This window comes from Brevundimonas sp. BR2-1, from assembly GCF_037626195.1.
GTDB lineage: Bacteria > Pseudomonadota > Alphaproteobacteria > Caulobacterales > Caulobacteraceae > Brevundimonas.
On sequence record NZ_JARKMV010000001.1, the window covers coordinates 891,228 to 911,752 of the forward strand.

Annotated in this window: 22 protein-coding genes; 6 read left to right on the forward strand and 16 right to left on the reverse strand. The window is 68.9% G+C overall.

The window, feature by feature from the left end:
• Positions 1 to 67: 67 nt before the first annotated feature.
• Positions 68 to 547 (reverse strand): Dps family protein, encoded by a 480-nt coding sequence (locus tag BrevBR_RS04555; protein ID WP_340000083.1) that lies wholly within the window; start codon positions 545 to 547, stop codon positions 68 to 70.
• A 170-nt stretch (positions 548 to 717) separates the two neighbouring features.
• Here BrevBR_RS04555 and BrevBR_RS04560 point away from each other — a divergent pair, with 170 nt between their 5' ends.
• The gene (locus BrevBR_RS04560; protein WP_340000084.1) at positions 718 to 4,020 is read left to right on the forward strand and encodes a PAS domain S-box protein; all 3,303 of its coding nucleotides are present in this window, start codon (positions 718 to 720) and stop codon (positions 4,018 to 4,020) included.
• A gap of 5 nt (positions 4,021 to 4,025) precedes the next feature.
• Here the strand turns inward: BrevBR_RS04560 and BrevBR_RS04565 are convergent, their stop codons facing one another.
• Both BrevBR_RS04565 and BrevBR_RS04570 read right to left on the reverse strand, forming a co-directional pair.
• Positions 4,026 to 4,388, reverse strand: a complete 363-nt coding sequence (locus BrevBR_RS04565; protein WP_332641018.1) for a DUF6481 family protein — start codon at positions 4,386 to 4,388, stop codon at positions 4,026 to 4,028.
• Between the two features lie 158 nt (positions 4,389 to 4,546).
• The gene (locus BrevBR_RS04570) at positions 4,547 to 4,732 is read right to left on the reverse strand and encodes a hypothetical protein (RefSeq protein ID WP_340000085.1); all 186 of its coding nucleotides are present in this window, start codon (positions 4,730 to 4,732) and stop codon (positions 4,547 to 4,549) included.
• A gap of 463 nt (positions 4,733 to 5,195) precedes the next feature.
• Between BrevBR_RS04570 and BrevBR_RS04575 the strand changes: the two genes are divergently transcribed.
• Entirely contained in the window at positions 5,196 to 6,281 is a 1,086-nt protein-coding gene (locus tag BrevBR_RS04575; protein ID WP_340000086.1) for a cell wall hydrolase, read from the forward strand.
• 4 nt (positions 6,282 to 6,285) lie between these two features.
• On the opposite strand, the gene BrevBR_RS04580 is transcribed toward BrevBR_RS04575, so the two are convergent.
• From BrevBR_RS04580 to nadA, 6 genes are all read right to left on the reverse strand, one after another.
• A complete protein-coding gene (locus BrevBR_RS04580) occupies positions 6,286 to 6,513 on the reverse strand; it encodes a hypothetical protein (RefSeq protein ID WP_332641015.1) in 228 nt (75 codons plus the stop codon).
• Between the two features lie 2 nt (positions 6,514 to 6,515).
• A complete protein-coding gene (locus BrevBR_RS04585; protein ID WP_056618196.1) occupies positions 6,516 to 6,731 on the reverse strand; it encodes a hypothetical protein in 216 nt (71 codons plus the stop codon).
• A 72-nt stretch (positions 6,732 to 6,803) separates the two neighbouring features.
• Positions 6,804 to 7,661, reverse strand: a complete 858-nt coding sequence (gene nadC, locus BrevBR_RS04590) for a carboxylating nicotinate-nucleotide diphosphorylase (RefSeq protein ID WP_340000088.1) — start codon at positions 7,659 to 7,661, stop codon at positions 6,804 to 6,806.
• Between the two features lie 4 nt (positions 7,662 to 7,665).
• Positions 7,666 to 9,207, reverse strand: a complete 1,542-nt coding sequence (locus BrevBR_RS04595; RefSeq protein ID WP_340000089.1) for an L-aspartate oxidase — start codon at positions 9,205 to 9,207, stop codon at positions 7,666 to 7,668.
• Positions 9,204 to 10,049 (reverse strand): metalloprotease, encoded by an 846-nt coding sequence (locus BrevBR_RS04600; protein ID WP_340000090.1) that lies wholly within the window; start codon positions 10,047 to 10,049, stop codon positions 9,204 to 9,206. Before BrevBR_RS04600 ends, BrevBR_RS04595 begins: the two co-directional genes overlap by 4 nt.
• 109 nt (positions 10,050 to 10,158) lie before the next feature.
• Positions 10,159 to 11,238, reverse strand: coding sequence for a quinolinate synthase NadA (gene nadA, locus BrevBR_RS04605; RefSeq protein ID WP_340000091.1), 1,080 nt, complete (start codon positions 11,236 to 11,238; stop codon positions 10,159 to 10,161).
• Positions 11,239 to 11,395: 157 nt separating this feature from the next.
• On the opposite strand from nadA, the gene BrevBR_RS04610 reads away from it, so the two are divergent.
• Entirely contained in the window at positions 11,396 to 12,064 is a 669-nt protein-coding gene (locus BrevBR_RS04610) for a hypothetical protein (RefSeq protein ID WP_340000092.1), read from the forward strand.
• Positions 12,065 to 12,077: 13 nt separating this feature from the next.
• Here the strand turns inward: BrevBR_RS04610 and BrevBR_RS04615 are convergent, their stop codons facing one another.
• From BrevBR_RS04615 to BrevBR_RS04625, 3 genes are all read right to left on the reverse strand, one after another.
• Complete coding sequence (locus BrevBR_RS04615) at positions 12,078 to 12,905, reverse strand: hypothetical protein (RefSeq protein WP_340000094.1); 828 nt, start codon at positions 12,903 to 12,905, stop codon at positions 12,078 to 12,080.
• A 61-nt stretch (positions 12,906 to 12,966) separates the two neighbouring features.
• Complete coding sequence (locus BrevBR_RS04620; RefSeq protein ID WP_332641007.1) at positions 12,967 to 13,488, reverse strand: methylated-DNA--[protein]-cysteine S-methyltransferase; 522 nt, start codon at positions 13,486 to 13,488, stop codon at positions 12,967 to 12,969.
• On the reverse strand, positions 13,469 to 14,581 hold the full coding sequence (locus BrevBR_RS04625; RefSeq protein ID WP_340000095.1) for a bifunctional transcriptional activator/DNA repair enzyme AdaA: 1,113 nt from the start codon (positions 14,579 to 14,581) through the stop codon (positions 13,469 to 13,471). Before BrevBR_RS04625 ends, BrevBR_RS04620 begins: the two co-directional genes overlap by 20 nt.
• 120 nt (positions 14,582 to 14,701) lie before the next feature.
• On the opposite strand from BrevBR_RS04625, the gene BrevBR_RS04630 reads away from it, so the two are divergent.
• Complete coding sequence (locus BrevBR_RS04630) at positions 14,702 to 16,399, forward strand: hypothetical protein (RefSeq protein WP_340000096.1); 1,698 nt, start codon at positions 14,702 to 14,704, stop codon at positions 16,397 to 16,399.
• Positions 16,400 to 16,405: 6 nt separating this feature from the next.
• Here BrevBR_RS04630 and BrevBR_RS04635 read toward each other — a convergent pair whose 3' ends face one another.
• The 3 genes from BrevBR_RS04635 to BrevBR_RS04645 form a co-directional block, all read right to left on the reverse strand.
• Positions 16,406 to 17,524 carry an HAAS signaling domain-containing protein gene (locus BrevBR_RS04635; protein WP_340000097.1) on the reverse strand — a complete coding sequence of 373 codons (1,119 nt, stop codon included), beginning with the start codon at positions 17,522 to 17,524 and terminating at the stop codon, positions 16,406 to 16,408.
• Positions 17,525 to 17,546: 22 nt separating this feature from the next.
• On the reverse strand, positions 17,547 to 17,876 hold the full coding sequence (locus BrevBR_RS04640; RefSeq protein ID WP_332641003.1) for a PadR family transcriptional regulator: 330 nt from the start codon (positions 17,874 to 17,876) through the stop codon (positions 17,547 to 17,549).
• A 78-nt stretch (positions 17,877 to 17,954) separates the two neighbouring features.
• A complete protein-coding gene (locus BrevBR_RS04645; protein ID WP_340000098.1) occupies positions 17,955 to 18,512 on the reverse strand; it encodes a TetR/AcrR family transcriptional regulator in 558 nt (185 codons plus the stop codon).
• Between the two features lie 142 nt (positions 18,513 to 18,654).
• Between BrevBR_RS04645 and BrevBR_RS04650 the strand changes: the two genes are divergently transcribed.
• Both BrevBR_RS04650 and BrevBR_RS04655 read left to right on the forward strand, forming a co-directional pair.
• Positions 18,655 to 19,299 carry a hypothetical protein gene (locus BrevBR_RS04650; protein WP_340000099.1) on the forward strand — a complete coding sequence of 215 codons (645 nt, stop codon included), beginning with the start codon at positions 18,655 to 18,657 and terminating at the stop codon, positions 19,297 to 19,299.
• Entirely contained in the window at positions 19,296 to 19,652 is a 357-nt protein-coding gene (locus BrevBR_RS04655; RefSeq protein ID WP_340000100.1) for a VOC family protein, read from the forward strand. The genes BrevBR_RS04650 and BrevBR_RS04655 overlap by 4 nt, the downstream gene beginning before the upstream one ends.
• A gap of 4 nt (positions 19,653 to 19,656) precedes the next feature.
• Here the strand turns inward: BrevBR_RS04655 and ku are convergent, their stop codons facing one another.
• Positions 19,657 to 20,517, reverse strand: coding sequence for a non-homologous end joining protein Ku (ku, locus tag BrevBR_RS04660; protein WP_340000101.1), 861 nt, complete (start codon positions 20,515 to 20,517; stop codon positions 19,657 to 19,659).
• Between the last annotated feature and the right edge of the window lie 8 nt (positions 20,518 to 20,525).

Consider the following 20,525-nt stretch of genomic DNA (forward strand, 5'->3'; position numbering starts at 1 on the left):
CACAATCCAACTCCATGCCCGGCAAGCGGGGCGCTTTTCAGGCGGAAAAGCGCCGTTAGGTCAAGTCTCAACGACCTCCGAGCGTGGACCGCAGCATCCAGGCGAATTTCTCGTGCGCAGCCAGCCGCTGCGTCATCAGATCGGCGGAGGCTTCGTCGCCGGCCCTGGAGGCCGTTTCAAAGGCCGCGCGCGCGGTGGCGATCAGGGTCTCGTGATCCTGCATCAGCTCCTTGAGCATGGCGGTCGCCTCCTTCTCGGGATCGCCATCCTTGATCGAGGTCAGATTGCCGAACCCCGAGAAACTCTGCGGCGCCAGCACGCCCAGGGCGCGGATGCGTTCGGCGATCTCGTCCAGGGCGGCCCATATGTCCCGGTACTGCTGCTCCAGCAGGTTGTGGAAGCTGAAGAACTCGGGGCCCCGCACGTTCCAGTGATAGCCGTGGGTCTTCAGATAGACAGCGAAACTGTCAGCCAGCACCTTGGTCAGTTCCCGGGCGACGTCGGCGCGCTCGGTCTTGGTCAGGCCGGTGTCGATGGTGGCGGGCATGGGTGGTCGTCTCCGGAGGTGAACGTTCGGCATGAAGGTGGGCATAGCGGGGGCGTTCGCCAATACCGACCGCCCCGGCGATGGTGCGACAAAACCGCAGCGCTTGAAGGAACGTGATGCTTCCCAATACGTTGCACCGGATCGCGCGCGGCGCGAGCGGGGGTTGTTGAGTGGGCGGGGACGGATTTCGCAAGCGTCTGTCGGTTGGTGACGCAGGGCTCAGCAGCCTGGCGCGGATACCTCCGCAGCCGTGGTGGGCCAATATCCTCATCGGTCTCGCCTTCGCGGCGGCTTCGCTGGCTATCCGCTGGGCCCTGTCCGGTTTCTACGGTCAGATCAGCGGCTTCATAATCCTTCTGCCCGGCGTCGTCCTGGCCGGGCTGGCTGCGGGCCGGTTGGCGGGCTTCACCACGGTCATCGCCTCGCTGTTGGGAGGGTGGGTCATTGCCGGTCCATCCGCCACGGGCGTGGGCGTCTCGACGCCGCTCGGGGTGGTCGCCACCACCAATTTCGTCGTCGTCGGCCTGTTCGTCGCCGCGGTCGCCGCCTCGCTGCGCAAGATCCTGTCCCGCCTCGACCGGTCGGTGGCCGATCTGTCCGCCGCCGACGCCCGTGTCGGCGAGAGCGACGCCCGTTTCCGCCTGATGGCCGACACCGCGCCCTCGCCGGTCTGGATGACCAACGCCAACGCCGAGGTCGAATTCGTCAACGCGGCCCTCGTCAACTACTACGGCCGGCCCGCCGAGGAGCTGCTGGGCCACGTCTGGAAACAGACCATCCATCCGGACGACCAGGCCGAGGTCGAAGCGGCCATGGCCGCCGCGCGGCCGCAGCATCTGCCGTACGGTTTCGAGGCGCGGTTCCTGCACGCCGACGGCGGCTGGCGCTGGATGCGCATCTCCGTCAATCCGCGTTTCGGGGCCGACCAGACCTTCCTCGGCTACGTGGGCATGGCCTTCGACGTCAGCGAAACGCGCGAGGCGCTGGACACCCTGGCCGCGCTGGAACGCCGCCAAAGCTTCCTGCTGGAGCTGGCTGACCGCCTCCGCGACCTTGCTTCGCCGGAAGAGATCATGCTCGAGGCGGAGCGGGCCGTGGGCGCCGAGTTGGACGTCAACCGCGTCGGCTATGGCGAAGTGGACCAGGAACGCGGCGTCGTGTTCATGACCCGGGACTGGACCACCGGGGTCGTCAGCGCGGAAGGGGAATTCCGTCGGGAGGATCTGGGCGCGGACCTGATCTCGGATCTGGCCGAAGGACGGATGATCCGCATACCTGACGTCCAGAAGGATTCCCGGACCAGGGACGCCCTGGACGTCTTCCAGCGACTGCAGACGCGAGCTCTTGTACGCGCACCGGTCATTCGGGGCGGTCGTTTGCGGGCCTTCATGTACGCCCATGACGCCGCGGTGCGCGAATGGAGCGAAGCGGAATCGTATCTGCTGCAGGAAGTTGCGGTCCGGACGTGGACCGAAATCGAGCGGGCGCGCGCCGAGGGCGCGGTGCGCGAGAGCGAGGCCCGTTTCCGCGCCATCGCCGACACCGCCCCGGTGCTGATCTGGGTGACGCAGCAGGACCGCACCCGCGCCTTCGTCAACCAGGCCTATGTCGCCTTCAACGGCGGAACCTATGAAGAGGCGCGCCTCGCCGACTGGCGCGCGGTGGTCCATCCCGACGACCATGAGCGGATCATCGAGGAATCGCTGGCCGGCGAGGCCACCGGGCAGCCTTTCTCCATGGAAGCCCGATATCTGCGCCATGACGGCCAGTACCGCTGGCTGAAGTCGTTCTCGCGGCCCCGGCTGGGCGCGGGCGGCGCGGTGGTCGGCTTCGTGGGCGTGGCGTTCGACGTGACGGACATTCGGGAAGCCAGCGACCGGCTGATGGAGTCAGAGACCCGGTTCCGCACCGTCGCCGACAGCGCGCCTGCCCTGATCTGGATGCTGGACGCCGAGGGCAGGCCCAGCTTCATCAACCGCCGCTACCGCACCTTCTTCGGCATCGAGTCCGAACTGGACGTGGTCGACGGTTGGCGCAGGCTGGTGCACCCCGACGACATCCAGGCCTTCATGACCGCCTTCAGCGAGGCGGTGGAGCGGCACGACCGGTTCGAGGGCGTCATTCGCACGCGGCACCCGGTCATGGGTGAACGCTGGCTGCGCTGCGAGGCCCTGCCCCGCTTCGACGCGGCCGGAAAATTCCAGGGCTATGTCGGCGCCAATGTCGACATCACCGAGGCCAAGCGCGCCGAGGAAGATCTGAAACGCATCAACGAGCTGCTGGAGGAACGCGTCGGCGAGGCGCTGGCGGAGAAGGCCAAGGCCGAGGCCGACCTGATGCACGCCCAGCGCATGGAGGCGGTCGGCCGGCTGACAGGGGGGGTGGCGCACGACTTCAACAATCTGCTGACCGTGGTCATCGGCGCCCTGGACATCATGCTGCGCTCGCCGAACGACGCGGCCAAACGCCAGAAGCTGGGCGAGGCCGCCCTCGCCGCCGCGCGGCGCGGCGAAGGGCTGACGCACCAGCTTCTGGCCTTCTCGCGCCGGCAGGCCCTGCGGCCCGAGGCCGTCGATCTGAACGCCCAGATCCGCGAGAGCGAGCCCCTGCTGCGCCGGGCCGTCGGCGAGGCCGTCGAGTTCAGGCTGAAACTGCGCCGCGGCGGCGCCCGGGTCAGCGTCGACCCTTCGCAGTTCGAGGCCGCCCTGCTGAACCTGGTCGTCAACGCCCGGGACGCCGTTGGCGACAAGGGACGGATCACGGTCCAGACCCAGTCATGCTCGGTCGAGGCCGGAGAGGTCACGGACCTGGCGGCCGGCGACTATGTCTGCGTCACGGTGTCGGACAACGGCTCCGGCATGCCGCCCGAAGTGATCGCCCGGGTGTTCGAGCCCTTCTTCACCACCAAGGCGGTGGGCAAGGGCACCGGCCTTGGCCTGAGCCAGGTCTATGGTTTCGCGCGCCAGAGCGGCGGGGCCGCCCATATCGCCTCGACGGTCGGGCGCGGGACCACCATCAAACTCTATCTGCCCCCGCTGGCCGAAGACGGGGCGACCGCGGTCGAGGCCGGGCCCGGTGCGGCCCAGGCCATGAAGGCGGGCCGCCGCCTGCTTCTGGTCGAGGACGACGCCAGCGTCACCGTGGTGGCGTTGGAGCTGCTGGAGGGGCTGGGGCTGGAGGTGCGGGCCGTCGAAACCGCGCCCCAGGCGCTCGAGCTGCTCAAGCGTGAGCGGTTCGACATCATGCTGAGCGACGTGGTCATGCCCGGCGGCATGACGGGGATCGAGTTGGCGCGGCGCTGCGAGCGCGACTATCCGGATATGCGGGTGGTGTTGACGTCCGGCTATGCGGGGGACGACGTGGACGCGGCCCTGGCGGACGCGCCCTGGCCGTTCCTGCGCAAACCCTATTCGGGCGAACAGCTGGCGCGCATCCTGGGCGATCTGACGCCCGAGGATGCGGCCGCCGTCTGAGCGGATTAGCGGCTGCGGGCCTTGCGGGCGGCGTAGCGTGCGTCGCGGGCGGCCTTCTGTTCTTCCTTGGTGAGCGCCTTGCGCTCCTTGCGGGCGGCGCGCTTTTCAGCCTCCACAGCTTCCTGGGCCTCGGCCTCGGCCGCCATGCGCGCGGCTTCCTTCTCGGCCTTTTCGCGGCGAGCTTCGGCCTTGGCCAGCTCGTGCTGCTGACGCAGGGCCTCCTTCTCGGCGGCGCGCTTCAGCGCCAGCTTTTCGAATTCGGGGTCGGGCGCGGCGGGCTTGGGCTTGAAGCGGGCGAGCAGGGCCTTCTTGGCCTCCTGCTGGGCGGTCAGGCGATCGGTGAAGCCGGTTTGTTTCAGATCTCTCATGCGGAGGTCGTCGATGTCCTTGTTCGGTTATCGGAGTACGCAAACGGCGCGGGCGAGCGTCACTCAGCCCGGGCGCGTCGGCTAACCCTATATAGGCGGCGAAATCAAGGTTGCGAGGCCGGATCAGGTCCGCGCCGCTCATTCGACGAAGAAATGTGTCAGTTGGGTTTCTCGGCGTGACCGACCGCGGCGCCCGCTGCGCCGCCCACCGCCGCGCCGACCGGACCGGCGACCAGGGCTCCGGCCACGGCGCCGGTGGCGGCCTTCTGCTCAATGGTGTGCCCGCAACCCGCGGCGGCGGCGGCCAACGTGGCCAGGACGAGGGTGACTGCCATGCGTTTCATGTCGGAATTCTCCCAATAGCGCAGCTGGAACGCCCCTGCCGCGCCGCCGGTTCCGGTTTTGCGTTCAAAGTTAAAACAGTCAATGAAACCCTAACCAAGACAATAGATCAGGCCCGCAATAATCATCGCTATGCAGAATCACGCCGACGTCGTGTTTTGGTCGTGATTGGAAATACAGATCAGCAGCGATAGATTATGATCGAAAGCCGGCGATCGGACGTCGGACCATTTAACGTTACATATCCACACCCGCGCGATGTTGCGCCGCACTCGAATCTTGCGAATCAACCACATTGGCGCCACAAACGGCTGGCTTAAGGCGCGTCCTCGACAGTCGGCCCGTTCGCCGACCGTCGATACACCGCAGGCGGAAAGCGACACATGTATCCAGAAATGGAGGGTGTCGCCCGGTTGCGAGACTACCCGGGGGCGGCACTGCGCCCTGCCGAACAGGACTGAGCCCTTGCCGAACGCCCCGCACACGTGCGCGAAAACCCCTGTCGATCGCCTGGCCCGTATCCGGCCTGGCACGGCGGCTGCGGCTTTCGGCGTGGTGATGGGGCTGGCCGTGGGCTGCGCCTATCTGGGCGGGACGGCGGCGAAGGCCACCACTGTCCGCAATCAGGCGGAACGGATCGAAGGCGCCACGGCGGCCGGATTCACGGAAGAAGCCCTCGCGGCCGCGGCCGGCGGCCTTGATGAAAGCGCGCTGGCCATCGCCCGCCGTCACGACCCCTACACCGTCGCCGGGGGCGCCCAGCGCGACCGTCAGGCCGAACTGATGACCGCGCGCCTCGAACAGCTGCGCGCCCAGCCGAACACTTCCGCCCTGCGCCAGGTCAGCCTGACCGGCCCGGTCGCGGCCCAGCCCTTCCGCCTCGGCGGCGCCCTGGACGCCTCGCGCGATCTGGAGTGCCTGACCCAGGCCGCCTATTACGAAGCCCGGGGCGAAGGCCGCGACGGCATGCGCGCCGTGACCCAGGTCGTCCTGAACCGCGTCCGCCACCCCGCCTTCCCCAAGAGTGTCTGCGGCGTCGTCTTCCAGGGCGCGGGCCGCCGGACGGGCTGCCAATTCAGCTTCACCTGCGACGGCTCGATGCGTGGACGCGTCAACCGCGCCGCCTGGAACCGGGCCCGCGAGGTCGCTTCAAGCGCCCTGTCCGGCGGCGTCTTCGCCCCGGTCGGCAACGCCACCTTCTTCCACACCACCGCGGTCGCGCCGGGCTGGCGCAACGCCATGGTGCGGGTCGGTCAGGTCGGCGACCACCTGTTCTACCGCTTCGGCGGCCGGTCCGGCTCGCGGGGCGCCTTCACCTACACCGCCCGTCCGTCAGGCCCGGCCGAAGGTCCTCGCCTGATCCAGGCCAGCATGGATCCGACCGCCACGGTCCGCGAGGCCGGCGCAGTCGCCTACAATCTGCTTGTCTCGCAGGAGGGCCGCGAAGCCCCGGTCGAGGCCGCGCCGGTTGTCGTGGTTCCCGCTCCGGCCGCGCCGGAAGCCCCGGCCGCGTCGCCGGCTCCCGCCGAAACCACGCCCACCGCCGCCTGATCCGTCAGGCGTCGCGGTGGCCCTTCGACGAGCGATGCGCATCGTCGTGACTGTGTTTCAGATCCCGTTCGCCGCCGCCGCCTGAAACCTTGCTGTTGCGCGGGTTCGTAGGTCCGCCCTCGCGCGGATCCTCGAACGCCGGCGGTTCCTTCTTCGCATTCTCGTGGCTGGCGCCGGGTCCGCCCCAGCGCTTCGTGTCTTCGGGGGTGGGGTTGTGCTGGTTGTTGGACATGATCAGCGGTCCTGAACCTTCCACTGGTTGGTCAGATTCTGCTTCAGATTGCCGAACCGGCCCTGGGTGTCGAGATTGACGTCCGCATCGCCGGGCTGGCCCGTCTGGATCTCGGTTTCGAGGTCGCGGCGGTCGCTGTCCGCCGCGTCCGCGACCGACTTGCCGCCCTTGTCGGCGTAGCTGCGCTGTTCCTTGGGTATTCGCGGGGCGTGGGTCATCGAAGTCTCCTTCTTGTCCCGAATAAACCCTCCGTGGGCGGCCCTGTTCCGTAGCGGCGTTCGCCGGTCAGGTCAGACGACGTCCAGACCGATGTCCAGCGACGGCGCCGAATGGGTCAGCGCGCCCACCGAGATCGCGTCCACGCCCGTCGCCGCGATGTCCGCGACCGTATCCAGATTGACCCCGCCCGAGGCCTCCAGCACCGGCCGCCCGAACGGCGAGACCTTGGCCCGCTCCACGGCCTCGCGCAGCATCGGCAGGGTGAAATTGTCCAGCATGATCACGTCCGGCCGTTCGGCCAGAGCCTCGTCCAGCTGATCCAGTCCGTCGACCTCGACCTCGACCTTCATCAGATGGCCGACCGCCGCCCGCGCCCGGCGGATCGCCTCGCCGACGCCGCCGCAGACCGCGACATGGTTGTCCTTGATCAGGATGGCGTCATCCAGGCCGAAGCGGTGGTTGACCCCGCCGCCGCACTGGACCGCATGCTTCTCCAGCGCTCTCAGGCCCGGCGTGGTCTTGCGCGTATCGGCGATGCGCGCCTGGGTCCCGGATGCCGCCTCGACATAGGCGCGCGTCAGGGTCGCCACGCCGCACAGCCGGCCCAGCAGGTTCAGCGCCGTCCGTTCGGCGGCCAGGAAGGCCCGCGCGTCGGCCTCGACCTCGGCCAGCACGGCGCCCCCCTCGAAGACGGCCCCGTCGCGCAGCTTCAGCTCGATCGACGCCTCGGGATCCATGGCCAGCACGCTCAGGCGCACGCAGTCGATCCCGGCCAGCACGCCGGGCTTGCGCGCCACGAACGACGCACTCATGCGCGCGCCCTCGGGGATGCAGGCCTGGGCCGTCACATCGCCGGCGCGACCGAGGTCCTCGGTCAGGGCCATAAGGACGACCGGCTCGATCAGCAGGTCGGGCAGGTGTCGGATCATCAGTCTATCCCACGGCGGCGAGGACGCCGGACTCCACGCCAGATTCGGGGGCGGAGTCGGGCGCGAGCGTGACGCGCGTATGCCGCGCCTGCGGCGACGCTGTCGGATAGTCGCGGCGGAAATGCCCGCCCCGGCTTTCGCGCCGCGCCAACGCCGCCTCGGCGATCAGCCGCGCCGCGACCAGAGGCAGGGCAGGCCCCGCCGTCGCTTCCAACTCATCGATCAGGGTCAGGGCGCGCGTCAGGCCGGCCGCGTCGCGCACGACGCCGACGTCGGCGCTCATGGTCGTGCGCAGCCGTAGCAGCTCAGCGTCGCCCAGACCCGGAGCGGTCACGGCCTGGACCGGCGCGCCGCTCGCGCCGCGTTCGGCCGCCGCCGCCCGCCCGGTGCGCCGTCCGAACGCCGCCGCTTCCAGCAGGGAGTTGGAGGCCAGCCGGTTGGCCCCATGCACCCCCGTCGCCGCGCATTCGCCGACGGCGAACAGGCCCGGCAGCGTCGTGCGGCCGTCGGGCCCGGCGGCGATTCCGCCCATGTGATAATGGGCCGCCGCCGCCACCGGGATCGGGGTCTCGCGCGGGTCCAGCCCGGCGCGCATACAGGCGGCGAAGACGGCGGGGAAGGCTTCGGGGAACTCATGTCCGACGGCGGTGCGGGCGTCCAGGAAGGCGCCGCGTCCGTCGGCGACGGCGGCGTGGACGGCGCGGGCCACCACGTCGCGCGGCTGCAGATCGGCGTCCGCCGCCGGACCCAGCAGGAACCGGCCCTCGCGGTCGATCAGCCGCGCGCCCTCGCCGCGCAGGGCCTCGGTCGCCAGCGGCATGGGGTCCAGCCCGACGTCGATGGCGGTCGGGTGGAACTGCACAAATTCGGGATCGAGGATCTCCGCCCCCGCCGCCCAGGCCAGGGCCATGCCCTCGCCCAGCAGGGCCGCCGGGGTGGTCGTCCGGGCGTACAGCCCGCCCGCGCCGCCGGTGGCCAGCACCACGGCCGGCGCCGTGACCTCGACGGTCCGTCCTTCCCCGCGTTCGATCAGGGCCCCGCACACCCGGCCCGTGGCGTCCTGCATCAGGCCGCGCAGGCGCGCGTCCTCCCAGACCTCGATATGCGATGCGGCGCGCACCGCGGTGACCAGCGCAGACAGTATCGCCCGTCCCGCCCCGTCCCCGCCGACCCGGGCGACCCGGGCCTGCGAATGAGCGGCTTCCAGACTGACGGCGAAGCCGCCGTCGGCGTTCCGGTCGAACGGGGCGCCCAGGGCGGCCAGCCATTCCACGGTCTCGCGGCCGTCGCCGGTCAGGGCTCGCGTAGCCTCGGTCTCGACCAGACCCGCGCCCGCCGCCGCCGTATCGGCCGCGTGCAGAGATGGGGCGTCCTCCGCCGACAGGGCCGCGGCGACTCCGCCCTGGGCCCAGGCCGAGGAACAGGCCTCCAGCAGAGGCGCGGGCGTGACGAGCAGCACCTTGCGCGGCGCGGCCTCCAGCGCGGCCGACAGGCCCGCCAGTCCGCCGCCGACGATCAGTGGCCCGTCATGACGAATGCGGCTCAACGGCCGAACTCGAAATAGCTGCCGGCCAGCGCCATCGCCTGTCCGAACGATCCCGCCACCGGCATCAGGCCGGCCAGGGCCACGCCCGCGCAGGCCGCGGCCACGATGGCGAACAGGCCCACGCTGCGCGCCGCCTCCGGCCAGTTGAGCTGACGCCCCTCCGGCCGCCAGATCCCGCGCTTCAGATGGCCGAACAGGGCCAGGGCAAGGAAGGCGGCGAAGATGTAGCTGCCGTTGGTGAAGCCCCAGACGATCACCACCACGCCGACGGCGACCATGGCGGCCTTCTCGACCATCGGGTGGATGCGGGCCAGCACGGGCCCCAGCGCCTTGGAGCCGTCCAGCGGCGGCGCGGGCGCCAGATTCACCAGATTGATCAGGGCGATGATGAAGACGCCCTGCAGCCACATCCCCTGCCCGGTCGCGATATAGAGGCCGAAGAACGGAATGGCGGCCAGCAGGCCGAACGCCGGTCCCGCCAGCGACACCAGCACACCGTGCCACTCGCTGGCCGGCAGGCGCTGGCTCTTCGCCACCCCGCCGAGGAAGGGGATGATATAGATGCGGGCCGGACCCATGCCGAGGGCGTTCATCGCCAGCACATGTCCGTACTCATGCACCAGCAGGCCCCAGATCGCCGCCACGGCGACGACCCAGCTGCCCGAGGCCCACCAGATGAAGCCGCCCAGAAGCAGGGTGGAGACCACCGCCCAGACGGGATTCTGACCCTTGTCCAGTGGTGGTTCGCCCGCCTGCGGCCGGGCGATCTCCCGCTCGGCCGGCGCGGCCGGCGGCAGGTTTTCCCAGGGACCGGGGCGGCGCGTCTGATCTGAATCTGTCATCGCGCGGACGTGCCCTTCTCCGACCTCAGCCACAAGGCCAGGAGGGCGAGAAGCCGCAGGCTCTTCGCGTCGACGTTGGCGACCATCCGAACGGGCGGGACGTAGTGCATCAGATCAGCTCCACCGCCACATGGTGTTTCGCCTTGAACAGGTCGTAGCGGGCCGGAACCGCGGGCGGGGGCAGGTCGATCATCCGCTGCACCGCGAGACGGGCGCGCTCGGCCATCTCTTCCGGCACGGTCACCTCGAACTTCATGTCCCGCAGGCAGTCGCGGATGTTCTCCAGCGTGATCCGCTTCATATAGGGGCACATGTTGCAGGGCCCGATGAAGCTGACCTCGGGCACGTCGCCCTGGATGTTGGCGGCCATCGAGCATTCGGTGATCAGCACGACCTGCTTTGGCTTGCGGCTGGTGATGTAGTCGGTCATCGCCGCCGTCGATCCGGCGAAGTCGGCCGCCGACAGCACATCCTCGGGGCATTCCGGGTGGGCCAGAATTTCGGCGCCCGGATAGGCTTCGCGCATCTCGGCGATGTCCGCGGCCGTGAACCGCTCGTGCACGATGCAGCGGCCCTTCCAGGCGATGATGCCGACATTGGTCTGGGCCGCGACATTGCGCGCCAGGAATTCGTCGGGGATCAGGATGACGCGGTCGACGCCCCATTCCCTGGCCGCCCATTCCACCACCTGCACGGCGTTGGCGCTGGTGCAGCAGATGTCGGTCTCGGCCTTCACATCGGCCGTGGTGTTCACATAGGTCACCACCGGCAGTCCCGGATAGCGCTGCTTGATCAGCCGCACGTCGGCGCCCGTGATCGACTCGGCCAGCGAGCAGCCGGCCTTCAGGTCGGGAATCAGCACGGTCTTGTCGGGGCTCAGGATCTTGGAGGTCTCGGCCATGAAATGCACGCCGGCCTGGACGATCATCTTCGCGGGCGAACGGGCCGCCTCCTTGGCCAGGCCCAGACTGTCGCCGACATAGTCTCCAACGCCGTGGAAGATTTCCGGCGTCATGTAGTTGTGGGCGAGGATGACCGCGTCGCGCTGCTTCTTCAGCGCGTTGATCTCGCTGATCAGCGCCGCCTGCGCGGGCCACTCCATCGGAGTGACATGATCCTTCACCTTGGCCCAGACCGGCCCGGTCTCCCGCTCCAGGTCCTTCGACAAGCCAAACATGCCGTCCGCCATAACTCGATTTCCTCTACTTATGCTCAAAGTTAGCATAAGTCGGGATGAATGTAGGCGGCTGGCCGGAAAAGGCAAGCCGGATGCGCAACTCGCCCTTTATGGGAAACGCGATCTTAACCAGAACGCGTTGCAAGGGATGAACTCACCGGAGAACTCCATGCGCCTGATCCACGCCGCGGCGGCCGTCCTGCTCCTGTCCGCCGGGCCGGCGATGGCGCAATCGTCCGAACCCGGAATCGCCGTCGGCGGCACGGCTGGCACCACCGGTCTGGGCGTCGAGGTTCAGGTCAAGCTCGGTCCGATCTTCACCCTGCGCGGCGCGGTCGACCGGCTGACCTATGCGACCGACGAGAGCTATGACGGGATCGACTATGACGCCGACCTGGCTTTCGACACCGTCGGCGGCTTCATAGACATGCATCCGCTGGCCAACGGCCTGCTGATCTCGGGCGGCGCCTATGTGGGCGACCGCGACATCGCTCTGGCGGGCACGCCGACGGGTCCGGTCGACATCGGCGGCCAGACCTGGACGCCTTCCCAGGTCGGAACCCTGAACGGGACGGTCAAGCTGCGCGACGTCGCCCCCTTCGTCGGCATCGGCTGGGATGACACCTTCTACCGCTCTGGCCGCTGGGGCTTCCGCGCCGTCGCCGGCGTCGCCTGGAGCGAGGAACCCGAGGTCGTCCTGACCTCCACCGGCGGCAGCCTGTCCAACGATCCCGCCTTCCAGGCCCGGCTGCGGGACGAGTCCGAACAGATCACCGAGGAAACCGAAGGCTACGGCCTGTTCCCGGTTCTCCAGGTTGGCCTGAACTACAAATTCTAGGCAGCCGGCCCGGTCACATCAATCGCTCGCGCACGACCATGATGAGGGGGCTTTCACCAATGAACATGACCCTGCCCTCGGTCTCGACGCCATCAGGCGCGTAGATCTGGCGATCCCGCAGCCACTCGAGACCTTCGGCGCGCGAGCGGGCGCCCGGAGCCGGCGGATGATCCGGCCGGCATTCGGTCAGGCGCAGGGCGCGGATGATGCAGCTGACCTGGTTCTCGGCGGGCGCCGGCGCTGTCGGACCCGGAGGCGTCTCCGAACGGCCGCTACCCTCGGCGCGCGGCCGGCTGGGGCCCCGGCGTCTCCGGCTTGATGCGGCGTTCGGGTCGTTGAGCGACACCTCGCTCCCGACGCGGGCGATCGGGTCCCGATCATCGGTCAGCGCCCAGCCACAGCCCGTCAGCACGCGATCCAGATTGGCAGAGTGGGCCGGCAGGTCGAAGTCGGCGCGCAGCCGCACCGCCGCGCCCTCGGGAGTGCGAAGCGAATAGCTCCCGCCCCCGCGCATGAACCGCACATCGCGGGCGGCCGTCTCGCTCCGGAACGCGCCGGGCGCGCCCGCCGGCCCCCACGCCTGGATGTCCCGCCGCCCGTCGGCCCGCTCCGCCTGCAGTTCCAGCCCGGTGGCCGACGGGGTCAGACCGACCAGAACGGCGTTAAGGGCGCCGGCGCGGCATTGCACAATGATGGCCGCCCCGGCCTCATAGCGGACTGCGGCGACCATGAGATTCTGCGCCGGATCTTCCTGGAACTCCCAGTCGTCGTCCTGCGGCGTGGCCGCAGCCTGACCGGCCCCCAGCCCGACGCACAGCGCCGCCGTCAAAATCCGCCTCATGGCCCTGCTCCCCCAGACGTCCCCGCGCCAGTGGAACGGCGGCGCGGGTTTCGTCAAGACCTCAGGCGGCGACGCCCTCATGCGCCAGCAGCCAGCGCTTGCGCTCGATGCCGCCCGCATAGCCCGTCAGGGTTCCGTTGGCGCCGATCACCCGGTGGCAGGGAACGATCACGGCGACCGGGTTCTGCCCGTTGGCCAGACCGGCGGCCCGCACCGCCTTCGGCGAGCCGATCGCCGCGGCCAGCTGGCCGTAGGTCCGCGTCTGGCCCGCCGGAATGGCGCGCAGAGCGGTCCAGACAGCGCGCTGGAAGGCCGTGCCGCTGGTCTTGACCTGCAAGCCGTCCAGCGCCGTCAGGTCGCCGCCGAAATAGGCCTCGACCGCCGCCCGCACCGCCTCCGGCGCCCGGCCGTCGACCAAGGCGGCCTCGCCCCAGTGGCGGCGCAACAGGCGCATCATCCGCGCCTCGTATCCGGCGAAGTCCAGCGCCCGCACGGCGCCCTGCGCATCGGTGATCAACAGCACCTCGCCGGTCGGCGTGGCGACCCGGTCCAGGGTCAGGGTTTCAGGCTGCGCGTTTCGCATCGTCGCTCTCCATCAGTTCGGCGCCGCTGATGCCCGCCAGTGCGAGATACAGAGCGCCATAGGCCCGCCACGGACGCCAGGCTTCGGCGCGGGCGGACAGGGTTTCGTCATTCCAGCTGTCGGGCATCCGATCGCTCGGCGTTTCCAGATCGTTGTCGATCCACAGGCCCGGCAGACGCAGGCCCGGCCGGGCCGCGACCAGCGGTTTCAGCACCGGATCGGCGGACAGGTCGCGGGCGATGGCGTCCGGATCGGCCGACAGGTCGAACACCCGCCGCACCCGGGCCAGCACCCCCGGCAGGACCTTCAGATCGGTCGCCTCGATGCAGATCGAGACCTTGCCCGCCTCGGCCGGTTCGACCGAAACGGAGCCTTCGGCGCCGTCCTCCGCCGTCAGGATACGCGACCAGCGCCGCCCCTCGACCGTATCGCCGCGCGCGGCCAGGGCGGCGAACATCGCCTCCCAGTCGTAGGGCGGCCGATACGGCAGGCTCAGCTTCACCCCGCCCTCGTGCACCCGCTCGCCGCGCCGGCGCAGGGCCGAGGGCGGACGCTCGTACAGGGCCTGAAAGGTCTCGTTGAAGCGCCGCACGCTGCCGAACCCCGAGGCCAGCGCCACCTGCGCCATGCTGAGGTCGGTCTGGTGGATCAGCGCCTTGGCCAACAGCACCCGGCGGGTCTGGGCCACGCTGACCGGCGCCGCGCCCAGATGCTGGCGGAACAGCCGTCGCAGGTGGCGCTCGCCGACCCCGAGGCGCGCAGCCAGTCCGTCGACATCGCCCTCGTCAAGCGCACCCGCCTCGATCAGGGCCAGGGCCCGGCTGACCGTATTGGACGTCCCCCGCCAGGCGCCCATGTCCGGGGCCGTCTCGGGCCGGCAGCGCAGGCAGGCGCGGAAGCCCGCCTCCTCGGCCGCCGCCGCCGTGACGACGAAGAACATGTTCTCCCGCTTCGGCGTCCGGGCCGGGCAGACCGGGCGGCAGTAGATGCCGGTGGTCTTCACACAGCCGAAGAAGCGTCCGTCGAACCGCGCGTCGCGGGTCAGCACCGCGCGGTAACAGGCCTCCTGGTCGAGTTCGCTTGCGTTTTCCATGGCCGCAGGATGCGCCCGGCGGGATCGAATGTCTCGCGGTTTTCGGACATGGCGTGCAGCAATGCTGGGTTGTAAATACCGCCGGTTGATGAAACTGTAACGTCGAACCGGGAGACGAAGATGTTGAAACCTGCACTGAGAGCGTCGCTTCTGGCGACAGTCGCGGCGATTGTCATGAGCGGTCCGGTCCGGGCGCAAACGTCCCAGCCGATCCGGCCGTGGCTCGAGAACCATTTCCAGGCGGTCGGTCAGAGCTGCAATCCGGACTTTCGGAAACGCAACAGTGGCACGGTCATTCCGCGCGACGTTCGCGAGCTCCTCGGGGCTCGCCTAGGCGAAAACGCCTTCGTCTACGACCGCGATTCCCTCAACCGGTACTTCGCGCGGGTCTATCGCCGGCAGAACGGCGGAATTGTCGGCGTCGGCAATCCGCTTGGCATGCCCTATTCCCACGCCTCCGGGGTCATTGTCGATGGAGACGTCGACACCCTGACCCGTCAGAACAACTGCACGACGCTCCTGTCGGCGAACGCGGACACGAGCTTCAACCTGAACCTTGCCGGGGTTCGCGCCGCCCTGTCGGCAGCGGCGACCTCCCGCACTTCGCAGACCGCCCTGCTCTATAGCGGCGAAATGATCTCGCCGGTCGCCGCCGCCGTCGGCGCCTATGGGACCCTGACCGACGCCCCGCCAGGAATCGACCGGTTCAGCGCCTGGCTGTCGATCTGGTGGTGGTACCTCACCCAACCGACGCTGGTAGAGCCGGGCGAGGCGGGGGAGCTGGAGATCGCGAGCCATATCGACGGTCTGGCCGTCTATCGCTACGTCGGACTCAGCCAGATGGCGATGCTGGAAGGATCGACGAACGTCGCCGGCTCGGTCCCGTTCCTGTCCGTCCGGGCCGCCGGAACGGGTCAGGGGCAATGGGGCGTCGACACCCGGGCGGCAGACTTCTCGGTCGCTGTCGTCCAGCGGTTTCCGACCAATCTGCCAAAGCCCTCCGTGGTGATCAGCGACGCGCCGGCGCTGGCGCGGTTCACCGCCGCCCCGACGAACAAGCAGGCCATCGAGGACGGTTCTCCGCTTGACCTCACCTATGTCCTCGGCGGCGTGCCCTCCAACTATTGCGTCCAGAGCCGCTGGAACCTGAAGCCGGAAGAGGCCCCAAGCGGCCATGCGGCCATATCGAACCTCAGGCTTCAGCCCGGCGACAACAACAGCTGCGTCTTCACCGTCACCGCGATCCCGCCTGCGACAGCCCAGGCCGAAGGTCGCGTTCGCGTGGGATTCACCGTTCAGGTTCCGATCACCGGCGCCGCGAACACGCCAACGCTGGTCCTCCCCACGCCGCAATGGACGTTGGCCGACAACCGCGCCGCGATCAGCCTGCTGCCGACATCCGCCGGCGCGGGGTCGTACCAGCTGCCCGAAACCCTTTCGATCGGGGTCGCCAGTCCCGTGCTTCAGCTGTCATGGCCGGTTCGGGAAAGGCTGGAGAACCGCAAGACGTCCGGCGTCGAGTCCGGCCAATCCGCCTTGACCTGGACGTGCGGAGAGAGTGCGCCGCGTTCAGCGACGATTCCGGTCGGAGGCCTTGGCTGGAGCCGGACAGGACCGGATGCGGCTGTCGCCCTCAATCTGCCAATTCCGATCGACCTCGCGCCGGCGTCGACGGTTGATCCGGTCGAGTGCCGCCTCGACGGCGCCTTGAGGATGACGGTCCAGGGCGCGCCCGCCGTCACCGTCGAACTTCCGACCTATACCTTCTTTGTCACCCGCCCGCCCGTCGCGACCGCGCCGCGGCAATCCCTCCCTTGACGGGGGTCACCCCCGCGCCAGCCGCCACAGGTTGAAGACGACGCTGCACGCCAGGCTGATCGCCGAGAAGGCCAGCACCCAGACCATCACCACCGACAGGGTGCTGGCCACGCCGACCAGATCCCGGGCCCCGTCGCCCAGCCGGCCCAGAGTCCGCAGCGAGTCGAGGTCCAGCATGATCCAGTCGCCGGCGATACGGGCGGTCTCGCCGTCATGCGTCAGGGTGAACCAGTGGCCAGCCTGGAAGATCACATACGTCAGCCACAGGCCGGCGATGGCGATCGGGATCCGCGCCAGCGCCCGCAGCCGGACGGCATAGGGGCGGAACAGGCTGTTCAAATCGACCGACATCTGGATCAGGGCATAGACCAGGATCGGCACGAACAGGGTCGACCAGATCGGCGCCGGCGTCACCGTCGCGTCCTCGCCAAGCAGCTGGACATGCATCAGGCCGGGGAAGTGCAGGACACCGACCCACCACAGGGAGAACATGCCCACGGCGATGAATGAGAACAGATACTCGCCGCCCGGCCAGGCCTTCGTCGCGCGCGGCCGCGCCCAAGGGGCCGGCGGAGCCTTCAGCGGCTCCATCGGCCCGACCTTCGCCCCCCATGTCGCCGGATCGGACAGGCCGAACGCGCCCAGATCCCTGACCCGCCACTGCGTCATCCATTTGGGCCGGATGTCGTATTGTTCGAAGATGGCGGCGGCCACGGTGGCCACGCCGATCAGGGTCAGGCCCGAGCTGAAGAAGCCGTGGAAGGCGTGGCTGATCGCCTGCCCCGCATCGTCCGTTCCGCTGATCAGATGGATGAACAGGCCAATCGCCTGCACCGCCAGCAGCACCAGCAGCCCCGCCTTCACCCCGAACAACCAATAGGGAAACAGCTGGGGCCCGACCAGCGAGTCCGGCCCCTTGCGGTAGCGCGCGGCCACGACCAGGGGATGGCCGATCTCACGCAGGATCGCCTCCTGCTCGTCCTCGGTCAGAGGCCGGCCCAGTTCCTCTTCCTTCGCCTCGAACCGGCTCAGGATCAGGTCGCGCAGCTCGGCGACGATGTCGGCCCGTTCGTCCTGCGGCAGCTGCGCGGCGACGGCGTTCAGATAGCGGTCGATCATGTCCATGGCTTTCCCCTTCAGCCCGATCTCAAAGAATCTTGTCGAGCGAGGCGTTGATCCCCCGCCACTCGTCGGTCAGGGCGGCCAGCATCGAAACGCCGCCCGGCGACAGGACGTAGAAGCGCTTCCTGCGCTTTTCCTCCTCCCGCCATTCACTATCGAGGAGCCCCTGGCTCTCCAGACGGCGCAGCAGCGGATAGAGGGTCGATTCCTCCATCTCGAGCCCGTCGGCGGCCAGGGCCTGACGCAGGGTGTAGCCGTACCGCTCCGTCCTCAGACAGGCGAGCACCGCCAGCACCAGCGACCCGCGCCGCAGCTCCAGCCGCATGGATTCGAACAGGTCCGGATCGAGGCTCATGCCGCTTCCCTGCATCTCACATAGTGTGTGACACACAGTGTATGCCGCATACTGTGTGAGGAAGTCAAGGGTCGGTGATCACTGTTCAATCCCGATCGGCTTCGCGGCGGCCAGAAACGCCCGCGCCAGCACATCCGCCGGACACGAGGCCTCACCGGCCAGCCACATCCGCAGCATGGCCAGCTGCCCCGCCGCGGCGCCCATGGCGATAAGCGCCGCCGGCGGGCCGTCCTCAGACTCAGGCAGCCGCGCCTCGATCATACCCGCCAGCTTCCTTTGCAGTTTTCCCAGCAACGGCGGCTCGAACAGCGCCCGCGCGAACGCCCTCTGCTCCCAGATGTGTTCCAGCGTCGCCCTCAGCGCGGCCCGGCTACCCCGCCCGGCGGCCGCGACCGCCAGCGGCATGAAGATCGGATCGATGACCGCGACCAGCACATCGTCCTTGCTGCGGAAATGCTCATAGAAGGTCGACCGGCCGATCCCCGCCGCCTCGATCAGGTCCGCCGTCCGGATCGTGCCGTAGCGCTGCGCGAAGATCAGACGGATCAGGGCGTCGAAGACCGCCTTGCGCGTCCGTTGTGTTCGACGGTCCAGATCGCGCGCCGCATCATCGGTCATCGGGCGACGATAGCGCATCGCATCGCCCGTGTTCAGCCGCTCCGGCGTTCGCGTTGCCGGACTATTCGCCGGGTTCGTCCGGAAGCGGACTTTGTGCGGATTTGTCCCTCGCGGCACGACTGCGGCCGCCCCAAGCCTGTCCGGACACAGGGGCGAGCTCATGAACGACAAACACCACACCCGTCTGGCCGGCGGCCTGATCATCGCGGCGACCCTGGGCAGCCTGGTCCTCATGCTGCATCATCCAACCTCGCTGGACGGACCCGACGACGGCCTGTTGATGGGCGACTGGACCAACAGCGGGGTCCACGGCGGCATGATCGCCTGCCTGCTGATGCTGCGCTTCGGCTTTTCGGACTGGGCGCGGCGGCTGGGCCGGGATCACGCTTCCGTCCGCGCCGGCGCCATGGCCTTCGACGCGGGGATGACAGCCTTCATCGCCGCCGCCCTCGTCAACGGTTTCGCCGCCCATGGTCTTCTCGCGGCCCAGGCCGATCCGGCGGACGTCCGGCTCCAGATCGCGGCCTTCGGTGCGCTCAACCGCGCCCTGGCCAATTTCGGCATGGTCCTGACCGCCGTCGCCATGGCCCTGTGGGCCGTCCGCATGCTGCGGCTGGACGCCCTGACCCGCATCGCCGGCGCCGTCGGGATTGCGGTCGCACTCGCGGCGGCGGCATGGATGGTCGTTGGCCAAGGCGCCTTCGGCCTCTACCCAGCGACGGCCGCCGCCGTCCTGTTCGGGGCATGGTCAATCCTCGTCGCCTCGCGGATGATGCGCGACGAACCCCGGGGAAACGCAGGATGACGGACACACACCGGGCGGCGGCCATCGTGCCGAGCCGCGACCTGAAGGCCAGCGAGGCCTTCTACAAACGCCTCGGCTTCGAGGTGATCAGCGACCACGGCCATTACCTGATCCTGGCCGACGGACGCGGCTGGCATCTCCACCTGAACGAGACGCCCGGCTGGCCCGCCCGGGTCGAGGACAACCCGCTGGGCCTGTACCTCTATGTCGAGGATGTCGACGCCGTCGCCGACCGTGTGCGCGATCTGATCATCGAGCCGGGCACGCCGCATCTGAAGCCATGGGGAACCTGGGAGTTCGCGGTCAGCGACCCGAGCGGCGTTCTCGTCAGGATCGGCCGCATCGTGGATTGAGCGCCTAGGCCGCCTTCCGCTTCGCGGCCGGCTTTTTCGCGGGCGCCTTCTTCGCAGCGGCCTTCTTCGCCGGGGCGGCCTTGCCGCCGGCGGACCCCTTCAGGCTGGCCCGCAGCGCCGCCATCAGGTCCACCACATTGGTGTCGTCGGGCTCCGGCGCCTCGACCAGACCCTTGCCGCCCTTCTGCTTGGCCTTGATCATCTCTTTCAGGGCGTCGTCGTAGCGGTCGGTGAATTTCGACGGGTCGAAATCGGACTCTTTCTGGCCGATGATCCGCGTTGCGATCTCGACCATATCCTTGTCGGCCTTGACCGCCGGGATGTCATCGAAGAAATCGCCGGCGTCGCGCACCTCGTCATGCGGCCGCAGCGACCATGCCACCAGCCCCTTGCCCCGCACCTCCAGCGCGATCTGCCGCTCGCGGTTGCGCAGCACCAGACAGCCGATGGCGATCTTGCCTGCGGCCTTCATGGCGTCGCGGATGACGGCGAAGGCCTCGGCCCCCACACCCTTTTCGGGCACCACATAGAAGGGGTCGTCCCAATACAGGCGGTCGATGTCGTCCTCGTCGACGAACTGGTTGATGTCGATGGTGCGGGTCGACTCCAGCTTGACCTTGTCGAAGTCGGAGTCGTCGAACAGGACGTATTCGTCCTTGGACACCTCATAGCCCTTGACCAGATCCGACCGTTCGACCGGCCCGGTGTCCGGATCGGTCGGCACCATGCGGATGCGGTTGTTGGTGTCGGGGTTGATCAGGTGGAAGCTGACATGGCTCGCGCTCGAGGTCGCCGTGTAGAGGGCGACCGGACAGGTCACCAGCGACAGCTTCAGATGTCCTTGCCAGGTGGGTCGGGCGGCCATGGTGAACT

Excerpts from the sequence above, each read along its gene's own strand:
- BrevBR_RS04555 (WP_340000083.1), bottom strand. The coding sequence starts at position 547 with ATGCCCGCCACCATCGACACCGGCCTGACCAAGACCGAGCGCGCCGAC.
- BrevBR_RS04565 (WP_332641018.1), bottom strand. The coding sequence starts at position 4,388 with ATGAGAGATCTGAAACAAACCGGCTTCACCGATCGCCTGACCGCCCAG.
- BrevBR_RS04570 (WP_340000085.1), bottom strand. The coding sequence starts at position 4,732 with ATGAAACGCATGGCAGTCACCCTCGTCCTGGCCACGTTGGCCGCCGCC.
- BrevBR_RS04580 (WP_332641015.1), bottom strand. The coding sequence starts at position 6,513 with ATGTCCAACAACCAGCACAACCCCACCCCCGAAGACACGAAGCGCTGG.
- BrevBR_RS04585 (WP_056618196.1), bottom strand. The coding sequence starts at position 6,731 with ATGACCCACGCCCCGCGAATACCCAAGGAACAGCGCAGCTACGCCGAC.
- nadC (WP_340000088.1), bottom strand. The coding sequence starts at position 7,661 with ATGATCCGACACCTGCCCGACCTGCTGATCGAGCCGGTCGTCCTTATG.
- BrevBR_RS04600 (WP_340000090.1), bottom strand. The coding sequence starts at position 10,049 with ATGACAGATTCAGATCAGACGCGCCGCCCCGGTCCCTGGGAAAACCTG.
- nadA (WP_340000091.1), bottom strand. The coding sequence starts at position 11,238 with ATGGCGGACGGCATGTTTGGCTTGTCGAAGGACCTGGAGCGGGAGACC.
- BrevBR_RS04610 (WP_340000092.1), top strand. The coding sequence starts at position 11,396 with ATGCGCCTGATCCACGCCGCGGCGGCCGTCCTGCTCCTGTCCGCCGGG.
- BrevBR_RS04615 (WP_340000094.1), bottom strand. The coding sequence starts at position 12,905 with ATGAGGCGGATTTTGACGGCGGCGCTGTGCGTCGGGCTGGGGGCCGGT.
- BrevBR_RS04620 (WP_332641007.1), bottom strand. The coding sequence starts at position 13,488 with ATGCGAAACGCGCAGCCTGAAACCCTGACCCTGGACCGGGTCGCCACG.
- BrevBR_RS04625 (WP_340000095.1), bottom strand. The coding sequence starts at position 14,581 with ATGGAAAACGCAAGCGAACTCGACCAGGAGGCCTGTTACCGCGCGGTG.
- BrevBR_RS04630 (WP_340000096.1), top strand. The coding sequence starts at position 14,702 with ATGTTGAAACCTGCACTGAGAGCGTCGCTTCTGGCGACAGTCGCGGCG.
- BrevBR_RS04635 (WP_340000097.1), bottom strand. The coding sequence starts at position 17,524 with ATGGACATGATCGACCGCTATCTGAACGCCGTCGCCGCGCAGCTGCCG.
- BrevBR_RS04640 (WP_332641003.1), bottom strand. The coding sequence starts at position 17,876 with ATGAGCCTCGATCCGGACCTGTTCGAATCCATGCGGCTGGAGCTGCGG.
- BrevBR_RS04645 (WP_340000098.1), bottom strand. The coding sequence starts at position 18,512 with ATGCGCTATCGTCGCCCGATGACCGATGATGCGGCGCGCGATCTGGAC.
- BrevBR_RS04650 (WP_340000099.1), top strand. The coding sequence starts at position 18,655 with ATGAACGACAAACACCACACCCGTCTGGCCGGCGGCCTGATCATCGCG.
- BrevBR_RS04655 (WP_340000100.1), top strand. The coding sequence starts at position 19,296 with ATGACGGACACACACCGGGCGGCGGCCATCGTGCCGAGCCGCGACCTG.
- ku (WP_340000101.1), bottom strand. The coding sequence starts at position 20,517 with ATGGCCGCCCGACCCACCTGGCAAGGACATCTGAAGCTGTCGCTGGTG.